Source organism: Micromonospora sp. 050-3 (assembly GCF_046549335.1).
Classification (GTDB): domain Bacteria; phylum Actinomycetota; class Actinomycetes; order Mycobacteriales; family Micromonosporaceae; genus Micromonospora; species Micromonospora trifolii.
The window spans coordinates 763620-778783 of record NZ_JAJPVX010000001.1; the positions used below are offsets into that span (position 1 = coordinate 763620).

Sequence of the window (15164 nt, forward strand, 5' to 3'; positions counted from 1 at the left end):
ACGATCCGGGCGCACCCACCCCCAACGGCCAACGGGTGGTCCCCGTCGGTCGATGCCGTCCCCGTCGTTAACCTTGACCCCGATGGCCGTCGTGACTGACCCCCAGCCCCCCGCCCGGACCGACCCGCCCGCGTCCCCGGACGGGGGTCGTCGGCGTGTCGTCGCCATGACCGTCTGGGCGGTGGCTTTCGTCGCCGCGTGGCTGGGCATCGGGCTGCCCACCGACCCGGCGTACGCCTTCGTCTGGATCTGGCTGGCGACCATCGCCTGGAACAGCGAACGGCCGTGGCGTAGCCACCTGCGCTTCGCCCGCGACTGGGTGCCGGTGGTGCTGCTGTTCGTGATCTACAACCTCTCGCGCGGGTTCGCCGACAACGGGGCCACGCCGCACGCGATGGAGCTGATCGTCGCCGACCGGTTCATGTTCGGCTGGGCCACCGGCGGTGAGGTGCCCACCGTCTGGTTGCAGCAGCACCTCTACCACCCGCAGGTGCACTGGTGGGATGTCGCGGCGAGCTGGGTGTACTTCTCCCACTTCGTGGTGGCGCTGACCGCCGCCGCGGTGCTCTGGCTGCGCGACCGGCACCGCTGGGCCGCGTACATGCGGCGCTGGGGTTTCCTCTGTGCGGCCGGCCTGGTCACCTACTTCATCTACCCGGCCGCCCCGCCCTGGTGGGCGGCGCAAAACGGCCTGCTCACCGAGGTCGCCCGGATCTCCACCCGCGGTTGGAAGGCGTTCGGCATGCACGGCGCCGGCAATGTCCTCAACGCCGGTCAGATCGCCTCCAACCCGGTCGCCGCGATGCCGTCGCTGCACACCGCGTGGGCGTTGTTCGTGGTGCTGTTCTTCCTGACCGCCACCCGTCGTCGCTGGTGGCCGCTGCTGCTCGCGTACCCGCTGGCGATGACCTTCACCCTGGTCTACTCGGGTGAGCACTACGTGATCGACGTGCTGGTCGGCTGGGCGTACGTGGGGTTGACCTTCCTGGTGGTCGGTCTGGCGGAGCGCGGCTGGGCGGCCTGGCGGGTCCGCCACCCGAGCGCCAAGGCGGCACGGCCCACGGTGCAGCCCAGCGACCCGACCGACCCCCCGCCCGGCCAACCCGAGCCCCCCACACCACGCGGCCCAGACACCACGACCACCCACCCCGCAGTCCCCGCCGACCACTAACCCCCGGCTCCCGGCCCGGTGATCATGAAGTTATTGCCCTCCCGCACGGCGTGTCGGGGCAACAACTTCATGATCAACGCGGGGAGAGGCGGGGAGGACCGGGAGGGGTGGGGGTCAGGGTTGGGGTTGGGTGCGGGCCTGGTGGGCTCTAGTGGTCAGGTCGGCCGCCAGGGCCCAGGCCTCCGCCAGGTCGCGGTCCTGGGCGGTGGCGCCGGAGCCGCCAGCGGTGTCCGCGTGCACGGTGGCCAACCCGAGGCGTCGCTGGATGGGCCCCTGGACCACTCGCACGCTCTGGATCCGGGCGTACGGCACGATCACCAACTGCCGGGTGAGCCGCCCGGACCGGGTGGCGAACACCCGCTCGAACAGCCCCGCTCCGAACGCGGTGCGGCCCAGCGGGTGCAGCCAACGGGTTCGGTGCGGCGGCGGGCTCAGCGTGAGCGCGTCGAGGCGTACCCCGGGAAGCACCTCGGCGACGATCATCGTCGCCGTCGGCAGGTCGCCGACCGGCAGCAGCCGGTCGGGCCGGTTGCGGTCGTCGGCCTCCGCGACGGAGTAACCGGCCACCTCCAGTCGTAGCCGCAGCCAGCCCTTCATCCGCCACAGCAGCGGCCAGGTGGCCCGCACGGTCTGCACCCGTTCCAGCGGCACGGTCTGCGCCCGTGTCTCCAGCAGGCCGTTGTGCACCCGCAGCGTGCCGCCGTCGCGGGCCAGCCGGAAGTTCCAGTCGTCGAGGACCCGGCGGATCGGTTGCAGCAGCACACCCGCCATCGCGGTCAGGGTGCTCGCCACCGCGACGAACGACCACGAACCGGCGGTGAGGAACTGCACCACGACGAAGGCCACACCGAACGGGAGCAGGAACGCCTGCGGGGTGAGCAGTTGGCTGATCAGCAGGTTCTGGTTGCGTACCGCGTGCAGTGGCCGGCCCAGCACGGCCGCCGGTGGCGCCGTCTCACCCGGGGCCACCGGGGCCGCCGCGTCGCCGGGCGCGGGCTGCTGCGCCACCCGCCCGGCCAGCGCCAGCAGACGCTCGCGCAGCTGGGCCGCGTCGGCCACCCCGAGGTACGCCAGTGGCGCCTCGGTCTTGCCTCCGCCGACCACTTCCAGCCGCAGCTCGGCCAGGCCGGTGAGCTGGGCGAGCAGCGGCCGGACCACCTCGACGGCCTGCAACCGTTCCAACGGGATGGCCCGGGTACGCCGCCAGAGCAGCCCCTCGTACACCCGTAGTTCCCGGCCGACGACGTGGTAGCCGGTGTTGTACCAGCTGATCACCGACAGCACTGTCGCGCCGAGTGCCAGCACCGCCACCATGGCGGCGAACCAGCCGAAGCCCACCCGGGACAGCGTCGACCAGGACAGCCCGGCGATCACCACGACCAGGGACTTGGCGCCGTGCAGCACCGGGCTGAGCGGGTGCAGTCGTTGTCGGGGTTCGCCCTCGCCGCCGCCCGGTGGTGCCGCCCCCGGCGCGGGCGCCCCCGGCGGCACCGCCCCTGGCGGAACCGACCCCGACGGTGCCGCGCCAGCGGGCGGCGCGCCAGTGGTTGGCGCGCCGGTCGGCAGCACCGGCCCCGGAGGCGTCGGGCCGGTGGGTGGCACGGTGCTCGGCTCGGCGGGCCCGTCGCTCATCGCAGCGACCCTCGGCGCGGTCGGCGGCTGCCCGCGCGGGTGCTCACAGCCCCTCCGCCCGGTCCTCGCCGAGCGCGGTGAGTCGATCGCGCAGCCGGGACGCCTCCGCGGGACGCAGCCCGGGCACCCGGGCGTCGCTCGCCGCCGCCGCCGTGTGCAGCTGCACGGTGGCCAGGTCGAAGGCGCGTTCCAACGGCCCGGCGCTCACGTCGACGAACTGCATCCGCGAGTACGGCACGATGGAGAGCCGGCGCACCAGCAACCCGTGCCGGACCAGCAGGTCGTTCTCCCGCTCGGCGTACCCCCAGGCCCGAACCGCGCGGACGATCGCGACGGCCCGCCACGCGCCGAGCACCACCACGACGGCCACGGCGAGCCCGAACAACCAGTGGCCGCTGAACGCCCAGCCGACGCCGGTCACCGCCAGCCCGATGGCGACCACGATCGCCAGGCGGATCAGCTCCACCCAGATCAGGTCGGTGGAGATCGGCTGCCAGTTGACAGTGTCCGGCCAGGGCTCCAGCGGGCCCCGGCCACCCGGCGCGGCCGTCAGCAGCGCGCCGGGCTCGGGCGGCAGGAGGCCCGGCGGCGGCAGGTCGGGCGCGCGCTGGTCGGCGGCGGGTGCCGGCCGGTGACCGGGCGGCAGTGCGCCCGGTGGCAGCGGCGCGGGTGTGGAGACGTCCGGCGCGGTGGGCTCCGGGCCGAGCGTGCCGGGTGCCGGGAACGCGCCGGGCGGCGGATCGACGCCGGGTGGTGCGGTGGCCGGGGTGGGCGGCCAGGACGGGGAGGTGGGGCCGGGGGAAGCCGGAGGGTCGCCGCTCACAGGTCGAGCGTAGGCGATCCGGGCACCGGAGTGACGGCACGCAGGAAGCCTCGAGCGTCGAGGAAGTCGCCGAGACTGCCCCGATGCTGGGCGCAGGCCAACCAGGTCTTGCGCCGATCGGCGTCGTGCAGACGGGGATTGTTCCACTCCAGCGCCCAGACGGCGGCGGACCGGCAGCCCCGGGCCGAACAGACCAGGGCCTCGTCGGCGGGGGAGGGGATGCTCATCCCGACCAGTCTAGGGCGGCGGGACGGAGAGGTTGAGCGCCGGGCGACCACGGGGGGAGCCGCCCGGCGACGGGGTGAATCGTACACGCGGCGGGCCGGTCCGCGCACACCCGCGATGCGTGATTCGGCTGCCGGGACGGCGCGGTCAAAATCGGCTTCTCCCCACCTCGACACTCAGCAAGGCGTGCGAGTCTTGATACCGCACAAGCCGCGACGACCGACAAACGCTGTGGAGGACCGGTGGCCCAGCCGACCATGCCCGACGCCCCGACGCCGAACGGAGCGGCACCTGCCCCGGTGACCACGCCCGCGCAGGACGCCAGCCTGCTGGAGAAGGGCCTGTTCGAGATCAAACGTGTGATCGTCGGGCAGGACCGGATGGTGGAGCGGATGTTCGTGGCGCTGCTCGCGCGCGGTCACTGCCTGCTCGAAGGGGTGCCCGGGGTGGCCAAGACCCTGGCGGTGGAGACCCTCGCCAAGGTCGTCGGTGGGTCCTTCGCCCGGGTCCAGTTCACCCCGGATCTGGTGCCGGCCGACATCATGGGCACCCGGATCTACCGGCAGTCGAGCGAGAAGTTCGACGTCGAGCTGGGCCCGGTCTTCGTCAACTTCCTGCTCGCCGACGAGATCAACCGGGCGCCGGCGAAGGTGCAGTCCGCGCTGCTGGAGGTGATGAGCGAGCGGCAGGTGTCCATCGGTGGGGAGAGCCACCGGGTACCGGACCCGTTCCTGGTGATGGCCACCCAGAACCCGATCGAGCAGGAGGGCGTCTACCCGCTGCCGGAGGCGCAGCGGGACCGGTTCCTCATGAAGATCGTGGTGGGCTACCCGACCGACGCTGAGGAACGGGAGATCGTCTACCGGATGGGCGTGGCCGCGCCCGAGCCCACAGCGGTGTTCGACACCCCGGAGCTGATCGCCCTGCAACGCAAGGCGGACCAGGTCTTCGTCCACCACGCACTGGTCGACTACGCGGTCCGGCTGGTGCTGGCCACCCGCGCCCCGGCCGAGCACGGCATGCCCGACGTCGCGCAACTGATCCAGTACGGGGCCAGCCCGCGCGCCTCGCTGGGTCTGGTCCGGGCCACCCGCGCCCTGGCGCTGCTGCGCGGACGTGACTACGCGCTGCCGCAGGACGTGCAGGACATCGCACCGGACATCCTGCGGCACCGGTTGGTGCTCAGCTACGACGCGCTCGCCGACGACGTGCCCGCCGACCACATCGTGCAGCGGGTGATGTCGACGATCCCGCTCCCGGCGGTCGCCCCCCGGCAGCAGGCCACCCCGCCGTCGATCGCGCCGCCGCCGGGCGCTGGCTGGCCCGGGCAGCGCCCGTGACCTCACCCACCCCTCGTCCGGCCCCCGACCGCAGCGAGGCCGTGCTGTCCCGTTTGCAGCTGCTCGTCACCCGCAAGCTCGACGGTCTGCTCCAGGGCGACTATGCCGGCCTGCTGCCCGGGCCGGGCAGTGAGGCGGGAGAGTCCCGGGAGTACCGCCCCGGCGACGACGTGCGCCGGATGGACTGGCCGGTCACGGCCCGGACCACCACACCGCACGTGCGGCGTACGGTCGCCGACCGGGAGCTGGAGACCTGGCTCGCGTTGGACCTCTCCGCCAGCCTGGACTTCGGGACCGGGCAGTGGCTCAAACGGGAGGTGGTGGTGGCCGCGGCGGCCGCCATCACCCACCTGACCGTGCGGGGAGGTAACCGGATCGGCGCCGTGATCGGCACCGGTGGCGGGGCGTCCGCGCCGGCCCGACGCTGGCGGGGCGGACCACCGCCGTCCGGGCCCGGGGTGCTCACCCGGCTGCCGGCCCGCTCCGGCCGCAAGGAGGCGCAGGGCCTGCTGCGTGCCGTCGCCGGCACCGCCATCCAACCCGGCCGTGGTGATCTGGGCGCCCTGATCGAGATGCTCAACCGTCCGCCCCGCCGTCGCGGGGTGGCAGTGGTGGTCTCGGACTTCCTCGCCCCGGCCGAGCAGTGGGCGCGGCCGATGCGCAAGCTGCGCGTCCGCCACGACGTACTGGCTATCGAGGTGGTCGACCCGCGTGAGCTGGAGCTGCCGGACGTGGGCGTGTTGCCGGTGGTCGACCCGGAGAGCGGTGAGCTGCACGAGGTGCAGACCGCCGACCCACGGCTGCGGCAGCGCTACGCCGAGGCTGCCGCCGCCCAACGGGCCACGATCGCCGCCGCCCTGCGCGGCGCCGGAGCGGCCCACCTGCGTCTGCGTACCGACCGAGACTGGCTGCTGGACATGGTGCGATTCGTGGCCGCGCAGCGGCACGCGCGTACCCGGGGGACGACACGATGATCCGTTTTCTGCAACCGTGGTGGCTGCTGGCTGTGCTGCCGGTGTTCGCCCTCGCCGCGTTCTACGTCTGGCGGCAGCTGCACCGCCGGGCGTACGCGATGCGGTTCACCAATGTGGACCTGCTGCGTACGGTGGCGCCGAAGGGCCTTGGCTGGCGTCGGCACGTCCCGGCGACCGCGTTCCTGCTCTGCCTGCTGGTGCTGGCCACCGCGCTGGCCCGTCCCGCTGTGGACACCAAGGAGCCGCTGGAGCGGGCCACCGTGATGCTCGCCATCGACGTGTCGTTGTCGATGCAGGCCGACGACGTGGCGCCGAACCGGCTGGAGGCGGCCCAGGAGGCGGCCAAGCAGTTCGTCAGCGAGCTGCCGGAGAGCTACAACCTGGGCCTCGTGTCGTTCGCCAAGGCGGCCAACGTGCTGGTGCCGCCGGGCAAGGACCGGGACGCGGTGACCAGCGCCATCGACGGGCTGGTGCTGGCCGAGGCGACCGCGACCGGTGAGGCGGTGTTCACCTGCCTGGAGGCGATCCGGTCGGTGCCGGCCGATGGCGCGGCGGGCATTCCGCCGGCACGGATCGTGCTGCTCTCCGACGGTTTCCGGACCTCGGGTCGGGCGGTGGAGGAGGCGGCGGCGGCCGCGCAGGCGGCAAACGTGCCGGTCTCCACCATCGCGTTCGGCACCGACACCGGTCAGGTCGACATCGGCGGGCAGTTGCAGCGGGTGCCGGTGGACCGGTTGGCCCTCGCGGAGCTGGCCGAGACCACCGAGGGTTACTTCTACGAGGCGGCGTCGGTGAGCGAGCTGAAGCAGGTCTATCAGGACATGGGCAGCTCGATCGGGTTCCGCACCGAGCCGCGTGAGGTGACCCAGTGGTACGCCGGGGTGGCGTTGCTGCTGGCGCTCTGCGCTGGCGCGTTCAGTCTGCTCTGGTCGTCCCGGATGCTGTAGCCGGTGCGCCGGCGGCGGTCAGTGACCGCCGCCGGCGAGCACGAAGACGATGGCCACCCAGACGGCGGCGAGGGTGAAGCCCAGCGGGGCGACGTAGCGGCTCATGACGGCTCCGGGTGGCGGCTGGACGGTCCGCGTGCGGGGGCGGACCGCAGGGGGTGGGGACGCGCACACGAAGTCGTGACCGGGCGGCTCCCGGCGACCGCCCAGGTCGGGCGGCGCGGCACACTCACCTCGGCAGCTGCCGACATGGTGGGGAGCGGAGCGGGGTCAGCTCACCAGACTGAGTCGTGGCTCAGCGGGTCTGACCATCGGCCCGGCCACGACTGGGAGGATCGCTATCTCGCACAGCGATCACCTCCTGCAAGTCGGGCGGGCCGGAACGTTGATGATCGTACACCTGCGGTGCCGACGGAACACACTCGGCCGACCGGCGGGCGACCGCTCCACCGCTCGGTCGGCGACGCCCCTCGCCACCAGCGCGTACGCCCTGGCGAAACGACCTCGGCCGACCCACCCGCACGACGGTGACCAGGACCACGGCGAGCAGCGGCAGCCAGCAGCAGCGCGCCAGCACCCACCCCGGGCTGTCCGGGGCGGTGTGCAGACCGGGCAGGGCCAGCCCGCCGCGGGCGGTGAGCGCGGTCACCGCCACCAGTACCGGCTGGTGCCACAGGTAGATCCGAACAGCGGACCGGTTCACCTCGGTCACCGCCCGGCCCGGCAGCGGCCGGGTCAGCAGCCGGTGCAGTGCCGGCCGGGCGAGCAGCCCCAGCCCGACCTGGGTCACCGCCAGCGCCACGACCAGCAGCGACGGCGGGTTCAGGTTGGACACCCCGGCCCCGGGCACGCCGACCGCGCTCACCGGGTAGCCCAACGCCAGCAGCGCCGCGAGGGCGACCGCCCCGCCGGCCGCCAACGTGCCGCCCGCCCGCCGGCCGTCCAGGCGCCCGTCGGCGTGCGCCACGCCCAGCAGGTACGGCACCGACCAGGCCGCCAGCACGGTGACCGGGGGCGGGTCGGTGCCGGCCGGCAGCAGCCGGACGGCCAGGTCGAGCGCGGCCACCACAGCCACCGCCGGCGCCGCGCAGCGCGCCACCCCCCACCGGCGTACGGCGAGGCGCAGCGGGCCGGTCACCGCGACCAGGAACACCAGCGGCAGCAGGAACCACAGCGGGCTGACCGCGAGCCGCAGCGCGACGGCGAGCGTGTCGTCCGAGGTGCCGACGACGGTGGCGGCGAGCAGTACGGCGGCCCCCACACCGAGCAACGCCACGGTGGGCAACAGCAGCCGCCGCAGCCGACCGGCCAACCAACCGCCCGGGCTGCCCGGGTGACGGGCCAGCGACCGGGTCGAGCCGAACCCGGCGGTGAAGAAGAACAACCCGAGCGTCTGCAACACCCAGGTGACCGGGGCCAGGTCGGGCAGAGCGGTCAGGGGACTGGCCTGGCGCAGCCCGCCGTCGCCGGTCAGCACCAACCCGGTGACGAGCCAGTGCCCCAGCACCACCCCGCCGATGGCGTACGCCCGCAGCGCGTCGACGGCACGGTCCCGGCTCACCGGGCGTCTCCGATCCGGTCGGCCTCGACGCCGCCCAGCACGACCGACGCCACCGCGACCAGCGCGGCGCTGCCCGGCGCGAGATAACCGTCGTGCCCCGCCACCCCGCCTGCCGGCAGCGCTCGGGCGCCGAACGCCGGGTCACCGGGTCGCCGGCCGAAGCCCAGGCCGGGCAGCCGCACCTGCGGTACCCGACGGATCCAGTCGGTCGGCGCCTCGGCCGCCCAGAACCGCCGCCCGCCGGGCAGGTCGTCGGCGCGCTGCACGCCGGCGCCGACACCGCCGAGGCTGACCACGTCGGTGACCTGGTCAGGGGCGTCCGCCGCCGCCAGCGACACCACCAGCGCCCCGTAGCTGTGCCCGACCAGCGTGATCGTCGCCGCCGGACGCCGCCCGGCCAGCTCCCGCAGCAGCGTGGCCAGACCGGCCGCGCCGCGCCGGGCGCTGACGCCACCGGCTGCGGTCAACACCCCGTCGGGCGGGTCGTAGCCGAGCCAGGCCAGCACCGCGACCCGTGCCGCCGGGTCGGTCGCCCGCAGCTCCCGGTAGAGCTGCCCGGCCTGCGCCGCCGGCGCCCGCCGGGCCACCCCGCCCAACCCCCTGTCGAAGTCGGCGAGCGTGCTGCCGACCCCCGGCACCAGCACGACGATCCGGTCCGCGTCGGCGAGGTCGCCGAGCACCTCGACCGCGCGGCCGTCACCGCGCTCGTCGAACAGCAGGAACCGGCGTCCGTCGGCCGCCCAGTCCGCGTACGGGGGGCCGGCCGCGCGCATCGCCGCCGCCATCACGGGGTACGCCTCGACGAACCCCGCCGCCGTGGCCGGCTCGGGTCGGGTCGGCAGAACCAGGTTCACGCCGAGCAGCGCGGCCATCGCCACCCGGCTGGCACCTCGTCGTCGCATCACGTACTCCCTCCGGAATGTCGTCCGGAGGAGAGTGCGCCCAGGGGCGGGGCCCGGTCGTCGTCCCGCAGAGCCGTTCCCGGGCTGGCTCCACAGGGCTACTCGCCGGCGGCCACCAGACCCGTCTCGTACGCCAGCACCACGGCCTGGGCCCGGTCGCGCAGACCCAGCTTGGCCAGGATCCGCCCGACGTGCGTCTTCACTGTCTGCTCGGCCACCACCAGGTCACCCGCGATCTCCGCGTTGTTGCGGCCCCGGGCGATCAACCGCAGCACCTCGGTCTCGCGCGGGGTGAGCCCGGCCAGGTCGGTGGGGCGCGGGCGGCGGCGGTCCGGACGGTTCGCGAACTCGGCGATCAACCGGCGGGTGACCCCCGGGGCGAGCAGCGCGTCCCCGGCCGCCACCACCCGCACCGCCTGCACCAGATCGGCCGCCGGGGCGTCCTTGAGCAGGAACCCGCTGGCCCCGGCGCGCAGCGCCTCGTACACGTAGTCGTCCAGGTCGAAGGTGGTGAGGATGAGCACGCGGGGTCGCTGCGTCGACCGGTCACCGAGCAGCTTGCGGGTGGCCTCCAGCCCGTCCATGACCGGCATCCGCACGTCCATCAGCACCACGTCCGGGTCGAGGTGGCGGGCGGCGGCCACCGCCTGCGCGCCGTCGGCGGCGTCCCCCACCACCAGCAGATCCGGTTGGGCGGCGAGCAGCGCGCCGAAACCCTGCCGGACCATCGCCTGGTCGTCGGCGATCAGCACCCGGATCATCGGTCCCCGCCCTCCGCGTCGTACGGCAACTCGGCCGCCACCGCGTAACCCCCGTCGGGCAGCGGCCCGGCGGTGAACGTACCGCCCAGCGAGGTGGCCCGCTCCCGCATGCCGGTCAGCCCGTGCCCGGAGCCGCCGTCGGCGGTCGGTTGGACGTCGGCCGGGGAGTTTTCGACGCGTACCCCCAGACCGGACCGGCCGGCGCGGACGGTGACCCGCACCGCGGCGCCGGCCGCGTGGCGGGCCGCGTTGGCCAGGCCCTCCTGGACGATGCGGTACGCGGCCAGCCCGACCGGCGCGGGCACCCGGTCGTCGTCCACCGGTTCGACGTCCAGGGTGACCCCCAGCCCGGCCCGGCGTGCCGCGTCGACCATCGCGCCCAGGTCGGTGAGGTCCGGCTGCGGCGCGGTCTGCGGCCCGCTCGTCTCGCTGCGCAGCACCCCCAACAGCCGCCGCATGTCGGTGAGCGCGTCGCGGGCCGACGCGGCGATGGCGACGAACTCCGCGGCTGCCGGGGCCGGCACGTCCGTCAGCCGGTACGGGGCGGTCTCCGCCTGCACAGCGATCAGCGACATGTGGTGAGCCACCACGTCGTGCAGCTCCCGGGCGATCCGGGTGCGTTCCTCCAGCACCGCGCGGCGCTCCTGCTCGCGTTCGCTCAGCTCGGCCTGCGCGGCCAGCGCGTGCCGGGACAGCCGGTTGCGGCGGATCAGATCGCCGACGATCGCCAGCGCGCCGAGCAGCAGCAGGACGGGGACCCGGTTCTCGGGATGGACCAGGGTGAGCACCGGCACCGTGCTGATCGTCACCACCCAGGCCAGCACCGGCCGGTCGACCCGTGCGACGACCACCGCCACCACCGCGATCGACCCGAGCGCCAGCGGCGGGGTCCACGGCCAGGCCTGGTCGGCCGGGGCGTTGAACGTGCAGATCAGCAGGGCCAGCACCGTCAGCCGCCAGGCCAGCAGCGGACGCCGGGGCAGCGCCAACAGCGGCGCCACGGTCATCGCCGCGAACAGGAGCGCGATCGGCGGCGGTAGGCCCCAGTCGCTCTCCACCGTCAGCGTGATCAGGAAGAGGCCGAGCGCGGCGAGCAGGCCGACCGGGGCGGCGTAGCGGGCCGGCCCGGGCCAGCGGGCCAGCAGCGGCCGCTCGGGCCGGGCGTCCGGGCCGAGCACTGTCTGCCGCAGGGCCCGCAAGGCCACCGCGATGGGATGCCGGTTCACCACCCGGAGGCTACGGGCCGACCTCGCCACGAGGCGTGCCACCAGGGGTTGATCCCGGTGTCGTACCCCAGTGTGACGCGACTCCCGTTAGCGCTTACCTACCGGTAACGCCTAGGCTCCGACGCGTCCGTGCTGACCATTCGCAAGGGGGAACAGTGGCCCGTACCGTGCTGGTGACCGGGGGCAACCGGGGAATCGGCCTGGCCATCGCGCAGGCCTTCGCCAAGCAGGGCGACCGGGTGGCGGTCACCCACCGCAGTGGGGATGCGCCCGACGGGCTGTTCGGCGTCCGCGCCGACGTCACCGACGCCGCCTCGATCGACGCTGCGTTCGCCGCCGTCGAGGCCGAGCTGGGTCCGGTCGAGGTGCTGGTCGCCAACGCCGGCATGACCGCCGACACGCTGCTGCTGCGCATGACCGAGGAGCAGTTCACCGACGTGGTGGACACCAACCTCACCGGCGCGTTCCGGGTCGCGAAGCGGGCCTCCGGCAAGATGCTCCGCGCCAAATGGGGCCGCATGATCTTCATCTCCTCGGTGGTCGGCCTCGCCGGCGGTGCCGGGCAGGTCAACTACGCCGCCAGCAAGGCCGGCCTTGTCGGCGTCGCCCGCTCGATCACCCGGGAGCTGGGCAGCCGCAACATCACCGCGAACGTGGTGGCGCCCGGCTTCATCGACACCGACATGACCGCCGGCCTCACCGGAGACCGCAAGGCGGAGATCCTCAAGTCCATCCCGGCCGGCCGGATGGCCAGCCCGGACGAGGTCGCCGCAGTGGTCACCTGGCTGGCCTCGGACAGCGCCGGGTACGTCTCCGGCGCCGTCATCCCGGTCGACGGCGGCCTCGGCATGGGCCACTAACCCTTTTGACTACGGAGGAAATCTGCGATGTCCGGACTGCTCGCCGGTAAGCGGCTGCTCGTCACCGGTGTCATCACCGACGCCTCGATCGCCTTCTCGGTGGCGAAGCTCGCTCAGGAGAATGGCGCGCAGGTCGTGCTCACCGGCTACGGCCGGCTCTCCCTGGTCGAGCGGATCGCCAAGCGGCTGCCCGAGCCGGCGCCGGTCATCGAGGTGGACGTCACCAACACCGAGCACCTGGCCGGCCTCGCCGACCGGGTACGCGAGCACGTCGACGGCCTCGACGGTGTCGTGCACTCGATCGGCTTCGCCCCGCAGAGCTGCCTGGGCGGCGGCTTCCTCGACGCGCCCTGGGAGGACGTGGCGACAGCCCTGCACGTCTCCACCTTCTCGTACAAGTCGCTGGCCATGGCGGCACTGCCGCTGATGTCCCCGGGCGGCGCGGTGGTCGGCCTGACCTTCGACGCGACGAAGGCGTGGCCGGTCTACGACTGGATGGGCGTGGCCAAGGCCGGCCTGGAGTCCGCGTCCCGCTACCTGGCGATGCACCTGGGCAAGCAGGGCATCCGCAGCAACCTGGTCGCCGCCGGGCCGCTGCGCACTATCGCCGCGAAGTCGATCCCCGGCTTCGACCAGTTCGAGGACGCCTGGGCCGAGCGCGCCCCGCTGGGCTGGAGCCTCACCGACCAGGAGCCCGCCGCGCGGGCCTGCCTGGCGCTGCTCTCCGACTGGTTCCCGGCCACCACCGGCGAGATCGTCCACGTCGACGGCGGCTACCACGCCATCGGTTCCTGACGCTGCACCGTGACGCTCCCTGGTCACCGTCCGCGTGATCCACGCGTCCGGACCAGGGGGCGTCGCCGGGACGTCCCGGCCGAGGGGCAAGAATGACCCCATGTCGTACGACGCGGTGGTGCTGGTGTCCTTCGGCGGGCCCGAGCGGCCCGAGGACGTGATGCCGTTTCTGCAGAACGTGACCCGGGGCCGGGGTGTGCCTCCCGAGCGACTGACCGAGGTCGCCGAGCACTACCAGCACTTCGGTGGGGTGTCGCCGATCAACCAGCAGTGCCGGGACCTGCTGACCGCCGTCCGCGCCGACTTCGCCGCGCACGGTGTCGACCTGCCCCTCTACTGGGGCAACCGCAACTGGGACCCGATGCTCGCCGACACCGTGACGCAGATGCGCGACGACGGGGTCACCCGGGCGTTGGCCTTCGTCACCAGCGCGTACGGCGGCTACTCGTCCTGCCGGCAGTACCAGGAGGACATCGCCGCCGCCCGTGCCGCCGTCGGCCCCGACGCCCCGGTGATCGAGAAGCTGCGTCAGTTCTGGGACCACCCCGGCTTCGTCGAGCCGCACGTCGACGCGGTCCGGGCGGCCCTGGGCCAGCTCGACCCGGCGAAGCGGGACACCACCCGGCTGGTCTTCACCGCCCACTCCATCCCCAACTCGATGGCGGCCAACGCCGGCCCGCACGGCGGCCGGTACGAGGCGCAGCTGCACGAGACCGCCCGGCTCGTCGCCGCGGCAGCCGCACCCGACCTCGGGTACGACCTGGTCTGGCAGAGCCGCTCCGGCCCGCCGCAGGTGCCGTGGCTGGAACCGGACATCAACGACCACCTGACCGCCCTCTCGCAGGACGGCACCACAGCTGTGGTGGTCAGCCCGATCGGGTTCGTCTCCGATCACCTGGAGGTCGTGTGGGACCTGGACACCGAAGCGCTGGAGACGGCGAAGCAGCTCGGCCTGGACTTCGTCCGGGCCGGCACGCCGGGCACCGACCCGCGCTTCGTGACCATGGTGCGTGAGCTGGTCACCGAGCGAACCGACCCGGACGGCGCGCAGCTGCGCCGCCGCCTGGGCGAGCTGCCCATGTGGGACAGCTGCCCCACAGTCTGTTGCGTGCCGACCCGTCGCCCCTGACCTCTGAGGATCATCATGCATGACCGTAAGCCCGTGCAGAGTTGGCTGACCGACATGGACGGCGTGCTGGTGCACGAGGGCCAGCCGGTGCCCGGCGCCCCTGAGTTCATCAACCGGATGCGCGCCTCCGGCAAGCCGTTCCTGGTGCTGACCAACAACTCGATCTACACCCCACGGGACCTGACGGCCCGGCTCAGCCGGATGGGGCTGGACGTGCCGGAGGAGTCGATCTGGTCCTCCGCCCTGGCCACCGGTCAGTTCCTCGCCGACCAGCGGCCGGGTGGCACCGCGTACGTCATCGGTGAGGCCGGGCTGACCACTGCGCTGCACGCCGTCGGCTACGTGCTCACCGACTTCGCCCCCGACTACGTGGTGCTCGGCGAGACCCGCACCTACAGCTTCGAGGCGATCACCAAGGCTGTCCGCCTAATCAACGACGGCGCCCGGTTCATCTGCACCAACCCCGACGTGACCGGCCCGTCCGTGGAGGGCGCGCTACCCGCCGCCGGCTCGGTCGCCGCCATGATCTCCAAGGCGACCGGGGTCGAGCCGTACTTCGTCGGCAAGCCCAACCCGATGATGATGCGCTCGGCGCTCAACACCATCAACGCGCACTCGGAGAGCACCGCGATGATCGGTGACCGGATGGACACCGACATCCTGTGCGGCCTGGAGGCGGGGCTGGAGACCATCCTGGTGCTCACCGGGATCAGCAGCCGCACCGAGGCGGAGCGTTACCCGTACCGGCCGTCCCGGATCATCAACTCGGTCGCGGACCTGCTCGACGAGATCTGACCAGCCCGGGTCGCCCTCGGCCA

Annotated in this window: 16 protein-coding genes; 8 read left to right on the top strand and 8 right to left on the bottom strand. The window is 73.5% G+C overall.

Features of this window, described 5'->3' with window-relative positions; translation table 11 throughout:
• The first annotated feature begins 82 nt into the window (after positions 1-82).
• Positions 83-1171 (top strand): phosphatase PAP2 family protein, encoded by a 1089-nt coding sequence (locus ACLJOK_RS03580; RefSeq protein WP_410816092.1) that lies wholly within the window; start codon positions 83-85, stop codon positions 1169-1171.
• A gap of 114 nt (positions 1172-1285) precedes the next feature.
• Here the strand turns inward: ACLJOK_RS03580 and ACLJOK_RS03585 are convergent, their stop codons facing one another.
• The 3 genes from ACLJOK_RS03585 to ACLJOK_RS03595 all read right to left on the bottom strand — a co-directional run bounded on the left by ACLJOK_RS03585 (position 1286) and on the right by ACLJOK_RS03595 (position 3853).
• Positions 1286-2803 carry a PH domain-containing protein gene (locus ACLJOK_RS03585; protein ID WP_410816094.1) on the bottom strand — a complete coding sequence of 506 codons (1518 nt, stop codon included), beginning with the start codon at positions 2801-2803 and terminating at the stop codon, positions 1286-1288.
• 43 nt (positions 2804-2846) lie between these two features.
• On the bottom strand, positions 2847-3380 hold the full coding sequence (locus ACLJOK_RS03590) for a PH domain-containing protein (protein WP_410819238.1): 534 nt from the start codon (positions 3378-3380) through the stop codon (positions 2847-2849).
• Between the two features lie 242 nt (positions 3381-3622).
• Positions 3623-3853: a hypothetical protein gene (locus ACLJOK_RS03595; protein WP_238682140.1), complete on the bottom strand. Its 231-nt coding sequence runs from the start codon at positions 3851-3853 to the stop codon at positions 3623-3625.
• A 240-nt stretch (positions 3854-4093) separates the two neighbouring features.
• Here ACLJOK_RS03595 and ACLJOK_RS03600 point away from each other — a divergent pair, with 240 nt between their 5' ends.
• The 3 genes from ACLJOK_RS03600 to ACLJOK_RS03610 are packed head-to-tail and all read left to right on the top strand — an operon-like array spanning position 4094 to position 7112.
• Positions 4094-5191, top strand: coding sequence for an AAA family ATPase (locus tag ACLJOK_RS03600; RefSeq protein ID WP_410816095.1), 1098 nt, complete (start codon positions 4094-4096; stop codon positions 5189-5191).
• Entirely contained in the window at positions 5170-6165 is a 996-nt protein-coding gene (locus tag ACLJOK_RS03605; protein ID WP_410819240.1) for a DUF58 domain-containing protein, read from the top strand. Before ACLJOK_RS03600 ends, ACLJOK_RS03605 begins: the two co-directional genes overlap by 22 nt.
• Entirely contained in the window at positions 6162-7112 is a 951-nt protein-coding gene (locus tag ACLJOK_RS03610) for a VWA domain-containing protein (RefSeq protein WP_238659225.1), read from the top strand. The genes ACLJOK_RS03605 and ACLJOK_RS03610 overlap by 4 nt, the downstream gene beginning before the upstream one ends.
• Before the next feature lie 18 nt (positions 7113-7130).
• Here ACLJOK_RS03610 and ACLJOK_RS03615 read toward each other — a convergent pair whose 3' ends face one another.
• The 5 genes from ACLJOK_RS03615 to ACLJOK_RS03635 all read right to left on the bottom strand — a co-directional run bounded on the left by ACLJOK_RS03615 (position 7131) and on the right by ACLJOK_RS03635 (position 11562).
• Positions 7131-7286, bottom strand: a complete 156-nt coding sequence (locus tag ACLJOK_RS03615) for a hypothetical protein (RefSeq protein WP_396795363.1) — start codon at positions 7284-7286, stop codon at positions 7131-7133.
• Positions 7287-7407: 121 nt separating this feature from the next.
• Positions 7408-8673: an acyltransferase family protein gene (locus ACLJOK_RS03620; RefSeq protein ID WP_410816096.1), complete on the bottom strand. Its 1266-nt coding sequence runs from the start codon at positions 8671-8673 to the stop codon at positions 7408-7410.
• Complete coding sequence (locus ACLJOK_RS03625; protein WP_410816097.1) at positions 8670-9575, bottom strand: alpha/beta hydrolase; 906 nt, start codon at positions 9573-9575, stop codon at positions 8670-8672. The genes ACLJOK_RS03620 and ACLJOK_RS03625 overlap by 4 nt, the downstream gene beginning before the upstream one ends.
• Positions 9576-9673: 98 nt before the next feature.
• Entirely contained in the window at positions 9674-10336 is a 663-nt protein-coding gene (locus ACLJOK_RS03630) for a response regulator (protein WP_238682145.1), read from the bottom strand.
• Complete coding sequence (locus ACLJOK_RS03635) at positions 10333-11562, bottom strand: sensor histidine kinase (protein WP_410816099.1); 1230 nt, start codon at positions 11560-11562, stop codon at positions 10333-10335. Before ACLJOK_RS03635 ends, ACLJOK_RS03630 begins: the two co-directional genes overlap by 4 nt.
• 155 nt (positions 11563-11717) lie before the next feature.
• On the opposite strand from ACLJOK_RS03635, the gene fabG reads away from it, so the two are divergent.
• From fabG to ACLJOK_RS03655, 4 genes are all read left to right on the top strand, one after another.
• Positions 11718-12422, top strand: a complete 705-nt coding sequence (fabG, locus tag ACLJOK_RS03640) for a 3-oxoacyl-ACP reductase FabG (protein WP_410816101.1) — start codon at positions 11718-11720, stop codon at positions 12420-12422.
• Positions 12423-12449: 27 nt separating this feature from the next.
• A complete protein-coding gene (fabI, locus tag ACLJOK_RS03645; RefSeq protein WP_238682148.1) occupies positions 12450-13217 on the top strand; it encodes an enoyl-ACP reductase FabI in 768 nt (255 codons plus the stop codon).
• A gap of 100 nt (positions 13218-13317) precedes the next feature.
• Positions 13318-14346, top strand: coding sequence for a ferrochelatase (locus tag ACLJOK_RS03650; RefSeq protein WP_410816102.1), 1029 nt, complete (start codon positions 13318-13320; stop codon positions 14344-14346).
• Between the two features lie 15 nt (positions 14347-14361).
• Positions 14362-15141, top strand: coding sequence for an HAD-IIA family hydrolase (locus ACLJOK_RS03655; RefSeq protein ID WP_091403868.1), 780 nt, complete (start codon positions 14362-14364; stop codon positions 15139-15141).
• The last annotated feature ends 23 nt before the right edge of the window (positions 15142-15164 follow it).